12 protein-coding genes are annotated in these 13,661 nt (G+C 69.6%); 7 read left to right on the forward strand and 5 right to left on the reverse strand.

Annotation, left to right across the window (positions count from 1 at the left end):
- The first annotated feature begins 149 nt into the window (after positions 1 to 149).
- Positions 150 to 530, forward strand: coding sequence for a VOC family protein (locus ACO07H_RS02615; RefSeq protein WP_422010817.1), 381 nt, complete (start codon positions 150 to 152; stop codon positions 528 to 530).
- A gap of 180 nt (positions 531 to 710) precedes the next feature.
- On the opposite strand, the gene ACO07H_RS02620 is transcribed toward ACO07H_RS02615, so the two are convergent.
- Genes ACO07H_RS02620 through ACO07H_RS02630 form a run of 3 tightly spaced genes read right to left on the reverse strand, consistent with a single transcriptional unit; the run spans position 711 to position 4,209 of the window.
- A complete protein-coding gene (locus tag ACO07H_RS02620; RefSeq protein WP_422010819.1) occupies positions 711 to 1,490 on the reverse strand; it encodes a hypothetical protein in 780 nt (259 codons plus the stop codon).
- A 6-nt stretch (positions 1,491 to 1,496) separates the two neighbouring features.
- The gene (locus ACO07H_RS02625) at positions 1,497 to 3,557 is read right to left on the reverse strand and encodes a hypothetical protein (RefSeq protein ID WP_422010821.1); all 2,061 of its coding nucleotides are present in this window, start codon (positions 3,555 to 3,557) and stop codon (positions 1,497 to 1,499) included.
- A gap of 10 nt (positions 3,558 to 3,567) precedes the next feature.
- On the reverse strand, positions 3,568 to 4,209 hold the full coding sequence (locus tag ACO07H_RS02630) for a PEP-CTERM sorting domain-containing protein (RefSeq protein ID WP_422010823.1): 642 nt from the start codon (positions 4,207 to 4,209) through the stop codon (positions 3,568 to 3,570).
- A 237-nt stretch (positions 4,210 to 4,446) separates the two neighbouring features.
- Between ACO07H_RS02630 and ACO07H_RS02635 the strand changes: the two genes are divergently transcribed.
- A complete protein-coding gene (locus ACO07H_RS02635) occupies positions 4,447 to 4,962 on the forward strand; it encodes a YgjV family protein (RefSeq protein ID WP_422010825.1) in 516 nt (171 codons plus the stop codon).
- Positions 4,963 to 4,998: 36 nt separating this feature from the next.
- Here the strand turns inward: ACO07H_RS02635 and ACO07H_RS02640 are convergent, their stop codons facing one another.
- Together ACO07H_RS02640 and ACO07H_RS02645 are read right to left on the reverse strand one after the other, a co-directional pair.
- Complete coding sequence (locus tag ACO07H_RS02640; RefSeq protein WP_422010827.1) at positions 4,999 to 5,391, reverse strand: GFA family protein; 393 nt, start codon at positions 5,389 to 5,391, stop codon at positions 4,999 to 5,001.
- 17 nt (positions 5,392 to 5,408) lie between these two features.
- Entirely contained in the window at positions 5,409 to 6,338 is a 930-nt protein-coding gene (locus ACO07H_RS02645; RefSeq protein ID WP_422010829.1) for an MBL fold metallo-hydrolase, read from the reverse strand.
- Positions 6,339 to 6,605: 267 nt separating this feature from the next.
- Here ACO07H_RS02645 and ACO07H_RS02650 point away from each other — a divergent pair, with 267 nt between their 5' ends.
- The 5 genes from ACO07H_RS02650 to ACO07H_RS02670 all read left to right on the forward strand — a co-directional run bounded on the left by ACO07H_RS02650 (position 6,606) and on the right by ACO07H_RS02670 (position 13,346).
- Complete coding sequence (locus ACO07H_RS02650) at positions 6,606 to 8,816, forward strand: TonB-dependent receptor (protein ID WP_422010831.1); 2,211 nt, start codon at positions 6,606 to 6,608, stop codon at positions 8,814 to 8,816.
- A 185-nt stretch (positions 8,817 to 9,001) separates the two neighbouring features.
- Complete coding sequence (locus ACO07H_RS02655; RefSeq protein ID WP_422010833.1) at positions 9,002 to 10,501, forward strand: sigma-54 interaction domain-containing protein; 1,500 nt, start codon at positions 9,002 to 9,004, stop codon at positions 10,499 to 10,501.
- 160 nt (positions 10,502 to 10,661) lie between these two features.
- Complete coding sequence (locus tag ACO07H_RS02660) at positions 10,662 to 11,861, forward strand: substrate-binding domain-containing protein (protein WP_422010835.1); 1,200 nt, start codon at positions 10,662 to 10,664, stop codon at positions 11,859 to 11,861.
- Positions 11,862 to 11,874: 13 nt separating this feature from the next.
- Positions 11,875 to 12,618 carry an ABC transporter ATP-binding protein gene (locus ACO07H_RS02665; RefSeq protein WP_422010837.1) on the forward strand — a complete coding sequence of 248 codons (744 nt, stop codon included), beginning with the start codon at positions 11,875 to 11,877 and terminating at the stop codon, positions 12,616 to 12,618.
- Positions 12,615 to 13,346, forward strand: a complete 732-nt coding sequence (locus tag ACO07H_RS02670) for an ABC transporter ATP-binding protein (RefSeq protein WP_422010839.1) — start codon at positions 12,615 to 12,617, stop codon at positions 13,344 to 13,346. Before ACO07H_RS02665 ends, ACO07H_RS02670 begins: the two co-directional genes overlap by 4 nt.
- Positions 13,347 to 13,661: the final 315 nt, after the last annotated feature.

Consider the following 13,661-nt stretch of genomic DNA (forward strand, 5'->3'; position numbering starts at 1 on the left):
CAGGGTTAGTCGAGCTTGCCTGCTGCCGGTCCGACCCGTGAAATGCATCTTCGAACGCACGCCTACGGGGGAGAAGTCCCCTTCATTCGCTAGGCGGTACAACCAACGTCCATGGGCAGGCAGCCGCCATCAGATTCAGGGAACAGAACATGCCTCAACAAGGCCTCGTTGTTTTCGCCAAGAACAAGAAGCGCGTCTCCGCCTTCTACCAGCAGACACTGGGCCTGGACGTCATCGAGTCGGAGTCGTCTCACGATCTGCTGCGAGACAAGGTCTATGAGGTGGTGATTCACACCATCCCGCGAAAGTACGCTGCGGGACTAGCGATTTCGAAACCGCCCGAACCCAGGGAAGCAACGCCCTTCAAGCCGACGTTCGTCGTCAACAGCCTGGCACAGGTTCGCAGCGCAGCGGAGGCCACAGGGGGCTACCTCAAAACGGAGGCCGGGGCTTGGCACTTTCGCGGCCATGTCGTCCTCGGCGGTTGGGACCCGGAGGGCAACATTGTTCAATTCAAGCAGGCCGAGTAGCTGCTCGGCCCGGTCGGTTGGGGTGAGTCCACGAACCCCAAACATCACCGGGGCCGAGAGTCGCCACCCTCGCCTCGCCCGCGCGAACGACAGGTTGACGGCGACCAGGGCCGGGCGGCGAAGGGCGGCAACGGATAGAACGCTGCCTGACTGCCCGTCACCCCTGACGCCGACCGAACCTCACCCCCCCTGCTGCTGCAGCCGATAGTCCCGCAGCGCGCGCTGCAGCGACTGCTGGCGCACGCCCGGCTGCAGTTCGCGGGCCACCTGTTCGAAGCGGGCCAGGTTGCCGGCGTTCAGGAACGGGCCGATGTTCTCGGCCACCGATTGCGCGGCCTGCCAGCCGCCGGTGTGCACGAGGCCGAGGAACATGTCGTCGTAGCCGGCCGACAGGCCCAGCTGCTGCCACTGCTTGAGCACCGGATAGGCCTGGGACAGCAGCACGGCGTCGTAGGTCTTGCCCAGCGCCGAGACGGCGGCGGACACGGTCTCGGCGGAAGGGGGCAGCCGGGCCGCCAGCGCCAGGGCCGCCGCCTGCACGTGGCCGTCGGGGAAGGCGAGCAGCTCGCGCGCCCAGGCGGCCTGCTCGGCCGGGCTGCCCTGCGCCACCAGCCGGTCGAGTTGCTGGCGGACCGCCGCGACGATCTCGAAGTGCCCGTCCAGGCCCTCCTGGCTGGTGACGCGGCAGGTGTTGGCCGCATGGCATTGCACCAGTGACCGCAGCGCCTGAGCCGGCGGCGCGGCGGCGAGCGCGGCGGGGATGACGGGCTCTGCCCCTTCGCCCGCCGGGGCTGCGGAGGCGGGCGGCACCGGCAGCACGGCGCTGGCCGGCAGGCCGGGCGCCGCCGCCACGCGGGCCGGCGCGGCGGCCACGGCCTCGTCCTCGTGCGCGAACCACCACGCCCCGGCCGCCAGGGCCACCAGGGCCGCGATGGCGGCCACTGCGAAGGCGGTCTTCATGCCGGGTCAGGGCTGCACGGCCAGGAAGGTCGCGGCCGGCCAGCGATTGGTGCGGCAGTAGGCCGCATTGCCGGACCGCGCCAGGCAGGCATTGGCCAGCGTCGTGCCGAAGGGGCCGTACACGTCGGTCTCCGCCACGCCATTGCGCACGACGGTTTCGGTGCAGTGAAAGCGGTGCGTCGCGGAGCGCGCGGCGCCGCGCGGGCAGTCGCCGTTGCCGGTGGCCGCGGCCGCCTGCGCCTTGCTCCAGATGGGCAGGGTCACGGCCACGCCCTCGACCACCGTGGGCCGGCTGGCCGTGCAGACGGCGCCGCCGCCCGCGTCCACGCAGGCCTGCGTCGTGCTCGCGGTGAACGGGCCGTAGGTCTGGCTCGCGCTCATGCACTGGCGCAGGTGGTGGTCGTAGCGGGTGCCGTTCGGGCAGATCGCATGCCTGGCAGCCGAGGGCGCCGCCGTGGGCACGGCCCAGTTCGCCAGCGTGGACGCCGGGTAGAGGTTGCCGGCAAAGATCCAGCCCTCGCGCAGCACACCGTCGCTGTGCAGGTAGTCGACGCGGTAGTACAGGTTGTTGGCCGACGCGGTGCCGAAGACCTCCTTGACCTGCACGACGGTGCCGGCGGGGATGGTGATGAGCAGCGTGCCGCCGGGCGTGGCGCGGGTGTTCAGGTTGGGCACGACCTTGACCCAGTCGCCGGGGTAGGCGATGGCGCCGGCCCCGGTGGGCGCCGCACCGATGGCGCGCGTGGCGTGGTTGCTGCCGTCGCCGCCGTCGATCCAGCCGTCCGTCAGCGTGCCATTGAGCGTGGCGCGGATGCGGTACAGGCGCTTTTGCTGCTGCGCGCTGCTGACCATGAAATCCAGCACCTGGTAGGTGCCCGCCGGCGCCTGGCCCAGCACCATGCCGTCCGGCGCGGAGCGCAGGTCCAGCGGCTGCTGCGTGGCGATGGCGCTGGCCAGCGACTGCAGGCCCACGACCCCGGCACGGCAGAGCTGGTGCCGGTTGTGGTCGATGCGGGCATAACCCGTGGTCTGCGCGACATAGGTCGGCACGATGCTGCCCTCCTCGAACGGCGCACGGATGGCCAGGCACGCGGCGTCGCGCACGTCGTCCACGCATTCCAGCGTGCTGCCGTTGAGCACGCAGGCGGCGGCGCCGACCTGCAGCAGCTTGCCGGGCTCGACGGCACCGCCCGTGGGCACGGGGCACTGCGGGCCGTTGTCCATCAGGCAGGCCACGTCGATGCCGGCGGCCGTGGCGGTGTCGGCCACGTCGGTCAGCCACAGGCGGGCGTCGTAGTTGTCGCGGTAGCCGTTGTCCTTGGCCACGTTAGCGTCGGCGGGGTTCTGCCAGCGGCAGACCTTGGTGGGGCCGCCGTTGTAGGCCGACCAGGCCGAGCGGGCGCGGCTGCGCCAGTACTCGTCGACCTCGGCCGCGGTGCCGGTCGGCGTGGTGACGCCGGCCAGGCATGCCGCCGGTGCGGCCTGCCACGCGTCGTAGTAGATGTCGATCGCGTAGGTGAAGTTCTGCATCATGTTCCAGCCCGTGCCTTGCTGGAGCTGGGTGAAGTGATAGCGGTCGTCGACCTGCATCATCCCGTGGCCGTGGCCGCTGTCCCCGCGCATCATCTTCAGCATCCAGGGCTGGCCGGTGGCGGTCTGCGCGTCGCGGTAGTGCGACCAGAACGTCTCCTGGCGCAGCGTCGCGAAGGTGCCGCGCTGGAAGGCCTCCAGCTCACGCGTGGACACGTCGGGCTTGCGCGAGCGCAGGTAGCGTTCGCTCGCGTCGCGGATGACCGGGTACATGGCCTGCATGTAGCGCTGGCGCTCGGTGGTGGCGCTGGCCGCGGCGTCGTTGAAGATGACGCCGCCGTAGTTGCCGCGCACGAAGCTGTCGGGGCCGAAGGCCGAGGCGTCGCAGGGCGACGGTGCGCGGCCGTGCGTCCAGGTGCCGCCGACCTTGTTGGTGCAGGCCCAGTCGGCGGGCGTGGCGGTGTACTGGGCCTGGGCGGCACCGGCGGCGGCGAGGCACAGCGCGACGACGCCGCGCAGCAGGTTGAGTCGTGTCATGTCGGGCTCCTCACTGAACGCGGCGACGGGCCGCGATGGCCACCAGGCCGGCCAGCAGCAGGGCGACGCTGCCGGGCTCGGGCACCAGGCCCACGTCCCCCACGCGCACGGCCCAGGCCTGGCCGAGCGTGTCGGTGGCGAGCTGGTCCTGCGCGCCCATGCCCATGAAGAAGGCCAGCGCCCAGCCGGCATCGGTGCCGGTGCCCGTCCAGAACACCGGGCCGATGGGGTTGCCCGGGTCGACGAGGCCGCTGAAGCTGCCCGTCTGCGTGAGGCCGGCGGCGGTGTTGCCCAGGCTTGCGTAGAAGAGGTGGCCGAGCTCGCTGTTCAGGCCGGCGTTGTTCAGCCCGACATCGGTGGAGCCGTCCTCGGCGTAATCGAGCTGCAGGGCGACACCGTTGACCGGCGCGACCGTGGGCAGCCGCCAGTCGTCGAAGCCGCCGAAGCTCAGGTCGGCCGCCCACTGCGCCGCATCGGCCTGCGTGCGCAAGCCGCCCAGGCCGGCATTGGCGATCCAGGTCAGGTTGGTCTGCGTGTCGTAGACCATGGTGCCGTTGGCGCGAACCTGGAGTTCGGCCCGGGCCGGCAGGGCGCCCATCAACAGGCCCGCCAGGGCCAGGGCGGTGGACAGCTTCTTCGTGATCGGGAGCATGGCAATGGCGACGTCGTCGCAGAGCTGAGGCGGGCCGCATGATCGGCAAGGCCTTGTGCCGTCACACGTCGGGTTACTCCGTGAAGTGCGCTGCCAATTCGAGCGCACGGCATAACTCACCGGCATGTGCATTCGTACCGCGCATCGGGGGCCTGCCCGGGCGTCGGCGGGACAATCCGGCGCTTCTTTTCAGTACCCCCTAGTCTTTGGGGGCCGACGACGACGCGCCTGTGCCGCATGCCCGCCACCGACTGGTTTTCAACTGCCCAACTGCTGGGCTACGTCGCTTTCGTGCTCGGCGTCGGCTGCTTCCTGCAGACCGACGACCGGCGCTTCAAGTGGTTCATGACGGGCGAGTGCATCGCCTACGTCGCGCACTTCGCGCTGCTGGGCAACCCGACGGCGGTGGCCAGCGCGTCGCTCTCGACGCTGCGCTCGGTGCTGTCGCTGCACACGCGTTCGAAGTGGGTGGCCGCGGGCGTGGTGGCCGCCAACATCGGCTTCGGCCTGGCCATCGCCACGCGGCCCAGCGACTGGCTGCCGCTGGCAGCCTCGTGCCTGGGCACCGTCGCACTGTTCACGCTGCAGGGCGTGGCGATGCGGGGGGTGATGCTGTGCGGCACGGCGCTGTGGATCGCCAACAACGTCATCGCCGGCTCCATCGGCGGCACGGCGCTGGAGGTGGTGGTCGCGGCGGTCAACGTGGCGACCATCGTGCGCCTGCTCAGGGCGAACGCCGGTCGCACGACCTGAGGACGCGCCCCCGCCCGCCCCCACGGCTCACGCCGCCTAGGCTTCAGCGCGCCCCGTGGCGTCACGGTCGCGGTCGTAGCACCGGGCGGGCGCAAACGCCGGCAACCACGACTCGCGCCGCACGGTCCAGAGCTCGTAGGTCGGCTTGAACTGGTCGGGCGCGTCCAGGCTGCCCAGGTGCACCTCGACTTCGCCGGGGCTGCGCGAGAACACGGACGAGCCGCAGCGGGGGCAGAAGAACCGGCCCGCGTAGTCGCGCGTCTCGCCGTCGATCGTCACCGCGTCCTGCGGGAACACCGCGGACGCATGGAACAGCGCGCCGTGGTGCTTGCGGCAGTCCAGGCAGTGGCAGAGGCCGACGCGGTCGGGGCGCCCGGTCGCCACCAGCCGCACGCCGCCGCACAGGCAGCCCCCCGTGAACCGGTCCATGGCGCGTGGCCCGCGGCTCAGCGGTTGGCCGAGTAGTTCACCGGCAGCCAGTCGTAGCCCTTGCCGTCGGCGCGCAGCTTGCCGATGCCGGGGAAGCTGACATGCGCGACGGCCACGTAGTAGCCGCCTTGGGCTGCCGCGGCATAGGCCTTCTCGCGGGCGGGGGCTGCGGCCTTGGGGTCGCTGTCGAACTGGATGGTGACGGCCGGCTCGGGGAACTGCACGGCGGCGACGTGCATCAGGTCGCCCCAGAACATGATCTTCTGGTCCTTGCTCTGCGCGATGTAGTTGCTGTGGCCGGGCGTGTGGCCGTAGGCGGGGAACGCCTTCACGCCGGGCACGATGTCGACGCCCGCGGCCGTGCCCTCGAAGGGCTTGAAGCGGCCCGCGTCGGCAAAGCCCTTGACCAGCGCGGCGATGGCCTTGCCGCCGTCACCCCCCTTGGCCACCTGTTCGGCGCTGAGCCAGAAGTCGCTGTCGCGCTTGTCCAGCCGCAGCGTCGCGTTCGGGAACACGGTGGCGGACGCGCCGCCGATGTGGTCGCCGTGCATGTGCGTGATGACGATCTCGTCCACCTGCTCCGGCGTGTAGCCCGAGGCCTTGAGGTTGGCCAGCACGCGCCCGGCTGTCGGGCCGAACAGGCCGGCAGTGCCGGTGTCGACGAGCACGACCTTGCTGCCGGTGTTGACGAGGAAGGCGTTGACGGACGTTTCCAGCGGCACGTCCAGGTGGGCGTCGTGCAGCGTCTTCAGCGTCTTGGCGGCGGGCTGCTGCAGCAGCTTGTCGACGGGCAGGTCCAGGCTGCCGTCGGACAGCGCGGTGATCTCGAAATCGCCGAGCTGCAGGCGGTACCAGCCCGGCGCCTGGCCCTTGAGCTGCGGGCCGGCGGCGAACGCGGTGGCGCTGACGGCGAGGGCCAGGGCGGCGGGAAGCAGGCGTTTGAGCATCATTCGTCTCCAGGGAAGTTGGGGGGCGTGGCAGCGGCGCAGGATAGCGGCGGCCCTTCAGCCTTGCAGTCCCCAGGGTCGCTGTCTGCATGGTGGACAGCGATGCGACGCGCGAATGACTGGATTCCGGACAGCGCCGCCCTGCCGGACAGGCAAATGCGGGGTTTGCGCGCAAGGGTTTGCCCGGCATTTACGGCCGAATGGTGCGGGCATGGCTCTTGCGCTGTGGCGTCTGGCTCAAACACAACACCAGACCGGAGACAAGCCATGCCTCGAAGCCACCCGGCGCAGCCACGCCTGCAGCGCCTGCCCCTCGCCCTTTTCGCCGCCCTGGGCGCGGCCAGCGTGCTGCCAGCGGGCGCGCAGTCCGCCAACCCCGCGACGCCACCGGTGGCCGTGACGACGCTGGAGGTCGTCAAGATCACGGCCCGCAAGCGCGAGGAATCACTGCAGGACGTGCCCGTGGCCGTCACGGCGCTGACGGCCGAGCAGCTGGACCGGCTGGCCATCAAGGACCTCGGTGACCTGCAGGGCCAGGTGCCCAACCTGACCATCTACGCCGCGCGCGGCAGCAACACGACGCTCACGACCTTCATCCGCGGTGTCGGCCAGGCCGACCCGCTGTGGGGCGTGGACCCGGGCGTGGGCATCTACTTCGACGACGTCTACATCGCCCGCCCGCAGGGCGCGCTGCTGGACGTCTACGACGTACAGCGCGTGGAGGTGCTGCGCGGCCCGCAGGGCACGCTGTACGGCAAGAACACGGTGGGCGGCGCGGTGAAGTACGTCTCCAAGCCGCTGCCGCAGCAGACCGAGGGCGCGGTGACGCTGGCCGTGGGCAGCTACGGCCAGGTCACCGCCAAGGGCGCGGTGGGCACGGCCGTCAACGATGGCCAGTTCCGATTCCGCCTGGCGGGCGCCAGCCTCAACCGTGACGGCTACGGCACCAACACGACCGACGGCAGCCCCGTCAGCGACCAGGCCACCATGGCCGGGCGCGTGTCGTTCGGCTACTTCCCGACCGGCTCGACCTTCAACGTGCAGGTGTCGGCCGACCGCACCAAGGACGACTCGCACATGCGCGGCTTCCAGCGGCTCAACGTCAACCCGTCGGACCCGCTCAAGACGCCGCCCAGCACCGGCCGCTACGACATCGCCAGCGGCATGCCCAACGCCAACTACACGAAGAGCGAGGGCGAGTCGATGACGGCGAACTGGGGCGTCAACGACGCCTGGAGCCTGAAGTACATCCTGGCGCACCGCCAGTCCGACACCGACACGTCCATCGACTTCGACGGCCTGGCCGCCAAGATCGCCGACGTGCGCGCCGAGTACCACGACAGCTCGCAGAGCCACGAGCTGCAGGCCATCTACGAAGGCCAGAACAGCTCGGGCGTCGTCGGCCTGTACTACTTCGACGGCCGCGCCGGCGGCACGGTGCGCAACAACTTCTTCAACCTGAGCTTCGGCACCACCAACGGCACGGTGTTCACGAAGGGCAAGGCCATCTTCGGCGACTGGAGCTGGCGCCTGACGCCGCAGTTCTCGGTCAGCACGGGCTTGCGCTACACGGACGAGAGCAAGCGCGCCGTGGTGCTGAACCAGGCGTTCGCGAACGCCAACTTCAGCGGCACGCCCATCGCCGTGCCGGCCAACTTCGACAACACGCGCTCCGTGACCAACACGTCGCCGCGGCTGTCGCTGGAATACAAGGCCAGCAACGAGGTCAAGCTCTACACGACCGCCTCGCGCGGCTTCAAGAGCGGCGGCTACAACATCCGCGCCAACACGCTTTCGTTCCCGTCGTCGAGCAAGCCCTTCGACGACGAGAAGCTGGACTCGCTGGAGCTGGGCGCCAAGATGGTGCTGGACGGCGGCCGGCTGGAGCTGAACAGCGCGCTGTTCTACAACAAGTACAAGAACGTGCAGCTGTCGGTGTTCACCAGCTACACGACGCCCGCCGGCCAGCCCGGCTTCTTCGGCGACTTCACGAACGCCGGCAAGGCCACCGTCAAGGGGGCCGAGGTCGAGTTCCTGTGGCTGCCGTCCACCGCCTGGCGCATCAGCGGCAACCTCGCGGCCATCGACGCCAAGTACGACGAGTACATCGACCGCGGCGTCAACGTGGCGGCGGACAAGAAGTTCTCCAACACGCCCAAGTTCGCCGCCGGCCTGAACGTGGAGCACGCGCTGCCGCTGAGCGTCGGCACGCTGCGCTCGCGCCTGAGTCTCAGCCACCGCAGCAAGGTCTACCCGACCACCGACCTGGCCGAGACCCTGGCGCAGGACGCCTACACGCTGGTCAACGCCGGGCTGATCTGGGAGAAGGACCGGCAGCTGAGCTTCTTCCTGCAAGGCAGCAACCTGACGAACAAGGCCTACAAGACCGACGGCTACAACATCGCCGCGCTGGGCGTGCTGGACGCGTTCTACGGCCCGCCGCGCACGTTCACCATCGGCGGCACTTACAAGTTTTGAAGCCCCTCGTCCGGTCTCACCCCGCTGAACGCGGGCGTGCCCAGCCGGTCCCCCGAGGGGACGGCGATGCTTGCGGCATCGAGCCGCAAGCCGATCACCCCCGCGTGCCGGCTTGGGAGCGGCCCGGCGCTCGGCCCGAACACCTCGGTCCGGCGGGCAGCCTGGCGCGGTACATTGCGCCGGCCATGCCCCTGTCCGGAAAACAGACACAACCCAACGACATCCCGCAGGATGTCGACGGCCTGCTGCGTCTGGCCGCGCGCTCGATGTTCGACGTGCTGGCCCGGTCCACGGAAGGGATGATGGTCATCGACCGCCACCACCGGGTGGTCTGGATCAGCGACGGCTACAAGCGCTTCCTGCCGGCGCTGGGCTTTGCCGACGAGCACGAGTTCGTCGGCCGACCGGTCGAGGACGTCGTGCCCAACACGCAGATGCTGCAGGTGCTGGACACCGGCAAGCCGGTCCTCGTGGACCTGCTGACCAACAAGGCCGGCACCTTCCTCGTCAGCCGCCTGCCGCTGCGCAACGACGCGGGCGAGGTCATCGGCGCGCTGGGCCTGGTGCTGCTGGACCACCCGGAGACGACGATGCAGCCGCTGATCCAGAAGTTCGGCCGGCTGCAGCAGGAGCTGGAGGACACGCGGCGCCAGCTCGCCGCGCAGCGGCGGCCCAAGTACACGATCGCCAGCTTCATCGGCACCAGCCCCGCGGCGCTGGAGGTCAAGCGCCAGGCGCGGCGCGTCGCGCAGACCGATTCCACCGTGCTGCTGCTGGGCGAGACCGGCACCGGCAAGGAGCTGATGGCGCACGCCATCCACTCGGCATCGCGCCGCGCGCACCGGCCGCTGGTGGGCGTCAACATCGCCGCCGTGCCCGAGACGCTGCTCGAAGCCGAGTTCTTCGGCGTCGCGCCAGGGGCCTACACCGGCGCCGACCGCAAGGGCCGCGACGGCAAATTCAAGCTGGCCGATGGCGGCACGCTGTTCCTGGACGAGATCGGCGACATGCCGCTTGCCCTGCAGAGCAAATTGCTGCGCGTGCTGCAGGAGCAGGAGGTGGAGCCGCTGGGCAGCAACACCGTGCTGCGCATCGACGTGCGCGTCATCGCCGCGACCAGCCGCGACCTGGCCGCCATGGTGGCCGCCGGGAGCTTTCGCGCCGACCTGTACTACCGCCTGAACGTGCTGCCCATTCGCGTGCCGGCGCTGCGCGAGCGGCTGGACGACATCGAGGCGCTGGCCGAGGCGCTGGGCGAAGACATCGCCCGCCGAAGCGGCATGCCGCAGAAGCTCTTGAGCCCCGACGCCATCGAATGGCTGATGCAGCAGGCCTGGCCGGGGAACATCCGCGAGTTGCGCAACACGCTGGAGCAGGTCAGCCTGATGAGCGACGACATGCAGCTGACGGCGGCGAGTTTTCAAGGCGGCAGCGCAGCACCTGCGAACGCCGCGCCGGCGCCGGTCGCCCAGCCTGTGAAGCCCGCCGTGACGACCTCGCAGGCGGTCGCGCCGCTGCCCGAACTCATCGAGGCACTGGAACGCGACGCCATCGCCCGCGCGCTGCAGGCCACCGGCGGCAACCGCATGGCCGCCGCCCGGCTGCTGCAGATTTCGCGGGCGTCGCTGTACGAGCGGCTGGCGCGTTGGCCGGACCTGGAAGTCCAGGTTTCAGGCAGCGCCTGAATTCCGGACACTCGCATCCTGTCGATGGATTCAAAACCGCGGGACAACCCGAACAAAAACCACCCCGGCGACCCCTTCCCCGCCGGGCACGGGCCTTGCAAAAAGGGAAGGCACCGTCTGCCGACAGAGCAGACCTGACGAACTTCTGGAGACAAAGCCCATGCGCCACACCACGCGCCGCTTCGCCATCGCTGCCGCCATGCTTGCGGTCGCCCTGCCTGGCCTCACGCCGGCCGCCGGCAACGACATCCGCATCGCCCACGTCTACAGCAAGACCGGCCCGCTGGAGGCCTACGGCAAGCAGACGCAGATCGGCTTCATGATGGGCCTGGACTACGCCACGGGCGGCACGATGACCGTCGCGGGCAGGAAGCTCGTCGTCATCGAGAAGGACGACCAGGGCAAGCCCGACGTGGGCAAGAGCCTGCTGGCCGCGGCCTACGGCGACGACAAGGCGGACATCGCCGTGGGCCCATCGTCCTCGGGCGTGGCGCTGGCCATGCTGCCGGTGGCCGAGGAGTACAAGAAGATCCTGCTCGTGGAGCCCGCCGTGGCCGACTCCATCACGGGCGACAAGTGGAACAAGTACATCTTCCGCACCGGCCGCAGCTCCAGCCAGGACGCGCTGGCCAACGCGGTCGCGTCGGACGTGGCGGGCCTGAACATCGGTGTGCTGGCGCAGGACTACGCCTTCGGCCGCGACGGCGTGAAAGCCTTCAAGGAGTCGCTGAAGAAGGCCAAGATCGTCCACGAGGAATACCTGCCCACGCAGACCACCGACTTCACGGCCGGCATCCAGCGCCTGGTGGACGCGCTCAAGGACAAGCCCGGCCCCAAGGTCATCGCCGTGGTGTGGGCGGGTGCCACGACGCCGTTCCCGGCGCTGGCGGCGCTGGACCTGCAGAAGCGCTACGGCATCGGCGTGGGCTCGGGCGGCAACATCCTGCCGGCCATGGCCGCCTACAAGCAGTTCCCGGGCATGGAGGGCGCGACCTACTACTACTTCGGCATCCCGAAGAACCCGGTCAACGAGTGGCTGGTGGCCAACCACTACAAGCAATACAAGCAGCCGCCCGACTTCTTCACCGCCGGTGGCATGAGCGCGGCGATTGCGCTCGTGGAGGCGCTGAAGAAGACCGGTGGCGACACGGCCACCAACAAGCTCATCAAGACCATGGAGGGCATGAGCTTCGAGACGCCCAAGGGCAAGATGACCTTCCGCGCCGAAGACCACCAGGCCATGCAGTCCATGTACCACTTCCGCATCAAGGTGGACCCGGCCTTCCCGTGGGGCGTGCCGGAGCTGGTGCGGGAGATCAAGCCCGAAGAGATGAACGTCCCGATCAAGAACAAGCGTTGACCGCGGACGGCCCGTGCTCGAAACCAGGAACCTGACGATCCGCTTCGGCGGCCATGTGGCCGTCGACGGCGTGAGCTGCGCCTTCCAGCCCGGCACGCTGACGGCCATCGTCGGCCCCAACGGCGCGGGCAAGACGACTTACTTCAACCTGATCTCAGGCCAGCTGCCGGCGAGCAGCGGCGAGGTCTGGCTGGACGGCGAGAACCTGACGAGGCTGCCGGCCCCGGCCCGCGCGCGGCGCGGCCTGGGGCGGGCTTTCCAGCTGACGCAGCTGTTCGCCCATCTGACCGTGCTGGAGAACGTGCGGCTGGCGGTGCAGGCACGGCGCGGCAAGGGGCTGAAGCTGTTGTCCGTGTGGCTGTCGCACCGCGAGCTGATCGATGAAGCGCAGGCCATCCTCGACCGTGTGCGCCTGGCCTCGCGCGCCGACGACCTCGCCGCCAGCCTGCCGCATGGCGACCAGCGCAAGCTGGAGGTGGCGATGCTGATCGCGCTGGACCCGAAGGTCTACCTGTTCGACGAGCCGACGGCCGGCATGAGCGTGGACGAGGTGCCGGTGGTGCTGGACCTGATCCGCGCGCTGAAGGCCGAGAAGCGCCACACGCTGCTGCTGGTGGAGCACAAGATGGACGTGGTGCGCGAGCTGGCGGACCGCATCATCGTGCTGCACCAGGGCAAGCTGGTGGCCGACGGCGACCCGGCGACGGTGATCGCCTCGCCCATCGTGCAAGAGGCTTACCTGGGCGTCGCGGCATGAACTTGCTGGAGCTCAAAGGCGTCCACACGCATGTCGGGGCGTATCACATCCTGCATGGCGTGGACCTCGCCGTGCCGGCCGGGCAGGTGACGATGCTGCTGGGCCGCAACGGCGCGGGCAAGACCAGCACGCTGCGCACGCTGATGGGCCTGTGGATGGCGAGTGCCGGCACGGTGCACTTCAAGGGCCAGGACATCACCCGGCTGGCCACGCCCGACATCGCGTCGCGCGGCATCGCCTACGTGCCGGAGACCATGGGCATCTTCGGCGAGCTGACGGTGGCGGAGAACCTGCTGCTGGCGGCGCGCTCGGCCAAGCGCATGGGCGACCTGGATGCGAAGCGGCTGGACTGGCTGTTCGGGCTGTTTCCCGCGCTGAAGACGTTCTGGCAGCACCCGGCGGGCAAGCTGTCGGGCGGGCAGAAGCAGATGCTGGCGATTGCGCGGGCCATGATCGAGCCGCGCGAGCTGCTGGTCATCGACGAACCCAGCAAGGGGCTGGCGCCGGCCATCGTGCAGAACCTGATCACGGCGTTGCGGGAGCTGAAGGGCACGGCCACGACGGTGCTGCTGGTGGAGCAGAACTTTCGCGTCGCGGCCGAGTTGGGCGATTCGGTGGCCGTCATGGATGACGGGCGGGTGGTGCATGCGGGCTCGATGGCGGAGCTGATCGAGGATGCGTCGTTGCAGCAGCGGTTGCTTGGGTTGTCGTTGGGGGCGCATCAATGACGGCTGTGGTCTTTGGTCGTGCCTCGTTGCGCCTGGTTGGTGGCGAGTGTGGTGCCGGGAGTCCGCCCCGGCGGGCGGGTAACTTTCTTCTGCGGGGCCAGAAGAAAGTCACCAAAGAAGAGGCGCTGAACCGCACGCCAGCACCACGTGCACGAGCTACGCCGTGCAACAGCCGCTCGTTGTCCGGGACGACGCGACCCGCTGCGCTCTCGCGGCTGTCCTTGTCACCAGAGCCGTTCACCGCAGCACCGGGCCGCCTAACGCGCGGCTGCACGCCGTGCTCACGAGACATGCCGAAGACAGCGGCGCTCGGGC

Origin of the sequence: Roseateles sp. (genome assembly GCF_965229315.1) — a bacterium.
Lineage (GTDB): Bacteria > Pseudomonadota > Gammaproteobacteria > Burkholderiales > Burkholderiaceae_C > Pelomonas.

Excerpts from the sequence above, each read along its gene's own strand:
- ACO07H_RS02670 (WP_422010839.1), top strand. The coding sequence starts at position 12,615 with ATGAACTTGCTGGAGCTCAAAGGCGTCCACACGCATGTCGGGGCGTAT.
- ACO07H_RS02655 (WP_422010833.1), top strand. The coding sequence starts at position 9,002 with ATGCCCCTGTCCGGAAAACAGACACAACCCAACGACATCCCGCAGGAT.
- ACO07H_RS02615 (WP_422010817.1), top strand. The coding sequence starts at position 150 with ATGCCTCAACAAGGCCTCGTTGTTTTCGCCAAGAACAAGAAGCGCGTC.
- ACO07H_RS02625 (WP_422010821.1), bottom strand. The coding sequence starts at position 3,557 with ATGACACGACTCAACCTGCTGCGCGGCGTCGTCGCGCTGTGCCTCGCC.
- ACO07H_RS02645 (WP_422010829.1), bottom strand. The coding sequence starts at position 6,338 with ATGCTCAAACGCCTGCTTCCCGCCGCCCTGGCCCTCGCCGTCAGCGCC.
- ACO07H_RS02660 (WP_422010835.1), top strand. The coding sequence starts at position 10,662 with ATGCGCCACACCACGCGCCGCTTCGCCATCGCTGCCGCCATGCTTGCG.
- ACO07H_RS02630 (WP_422010823.1), bottom strand. The coding sequence starts at position 4,209 with ATGCTCCCGATCACGAAGAAGCTGTCCACCGCCCTGGCCCTGGCGGGC.
- ACO07H_RS02650 (WP_422010831.1), top strand. The coding sequence starts at position 6,606 with ATGCCTCGAAGCCACCCGGCGCAGCCACGCCTGCAGCGCCTGCCCCTC.
- ACO07H_RS02640 (WP_422010827.1), bottom strand. The coding sequence starts at position 5,391 with ATGGACCGGTTCACGGGGGGCTGCCTGTGCGGCGGCGTGCGGCTGGTG.
- ACO07H_RS02635 (WP_422010825.1), top strand. The coding sequence starts at position 4,447 with ATGCCCGCCACCGACTGGTTTTCAACTGCCCAACTGCTGGGCTACGTC.
- ACO07H_RS02620 (WP_422010819.1), bottom strand. The coding sequence starts at position 1,490 with ATGAAGACCGCCTTCGCAGTGGCCGCCATCGCGGCCCTGGTGGCCCTG.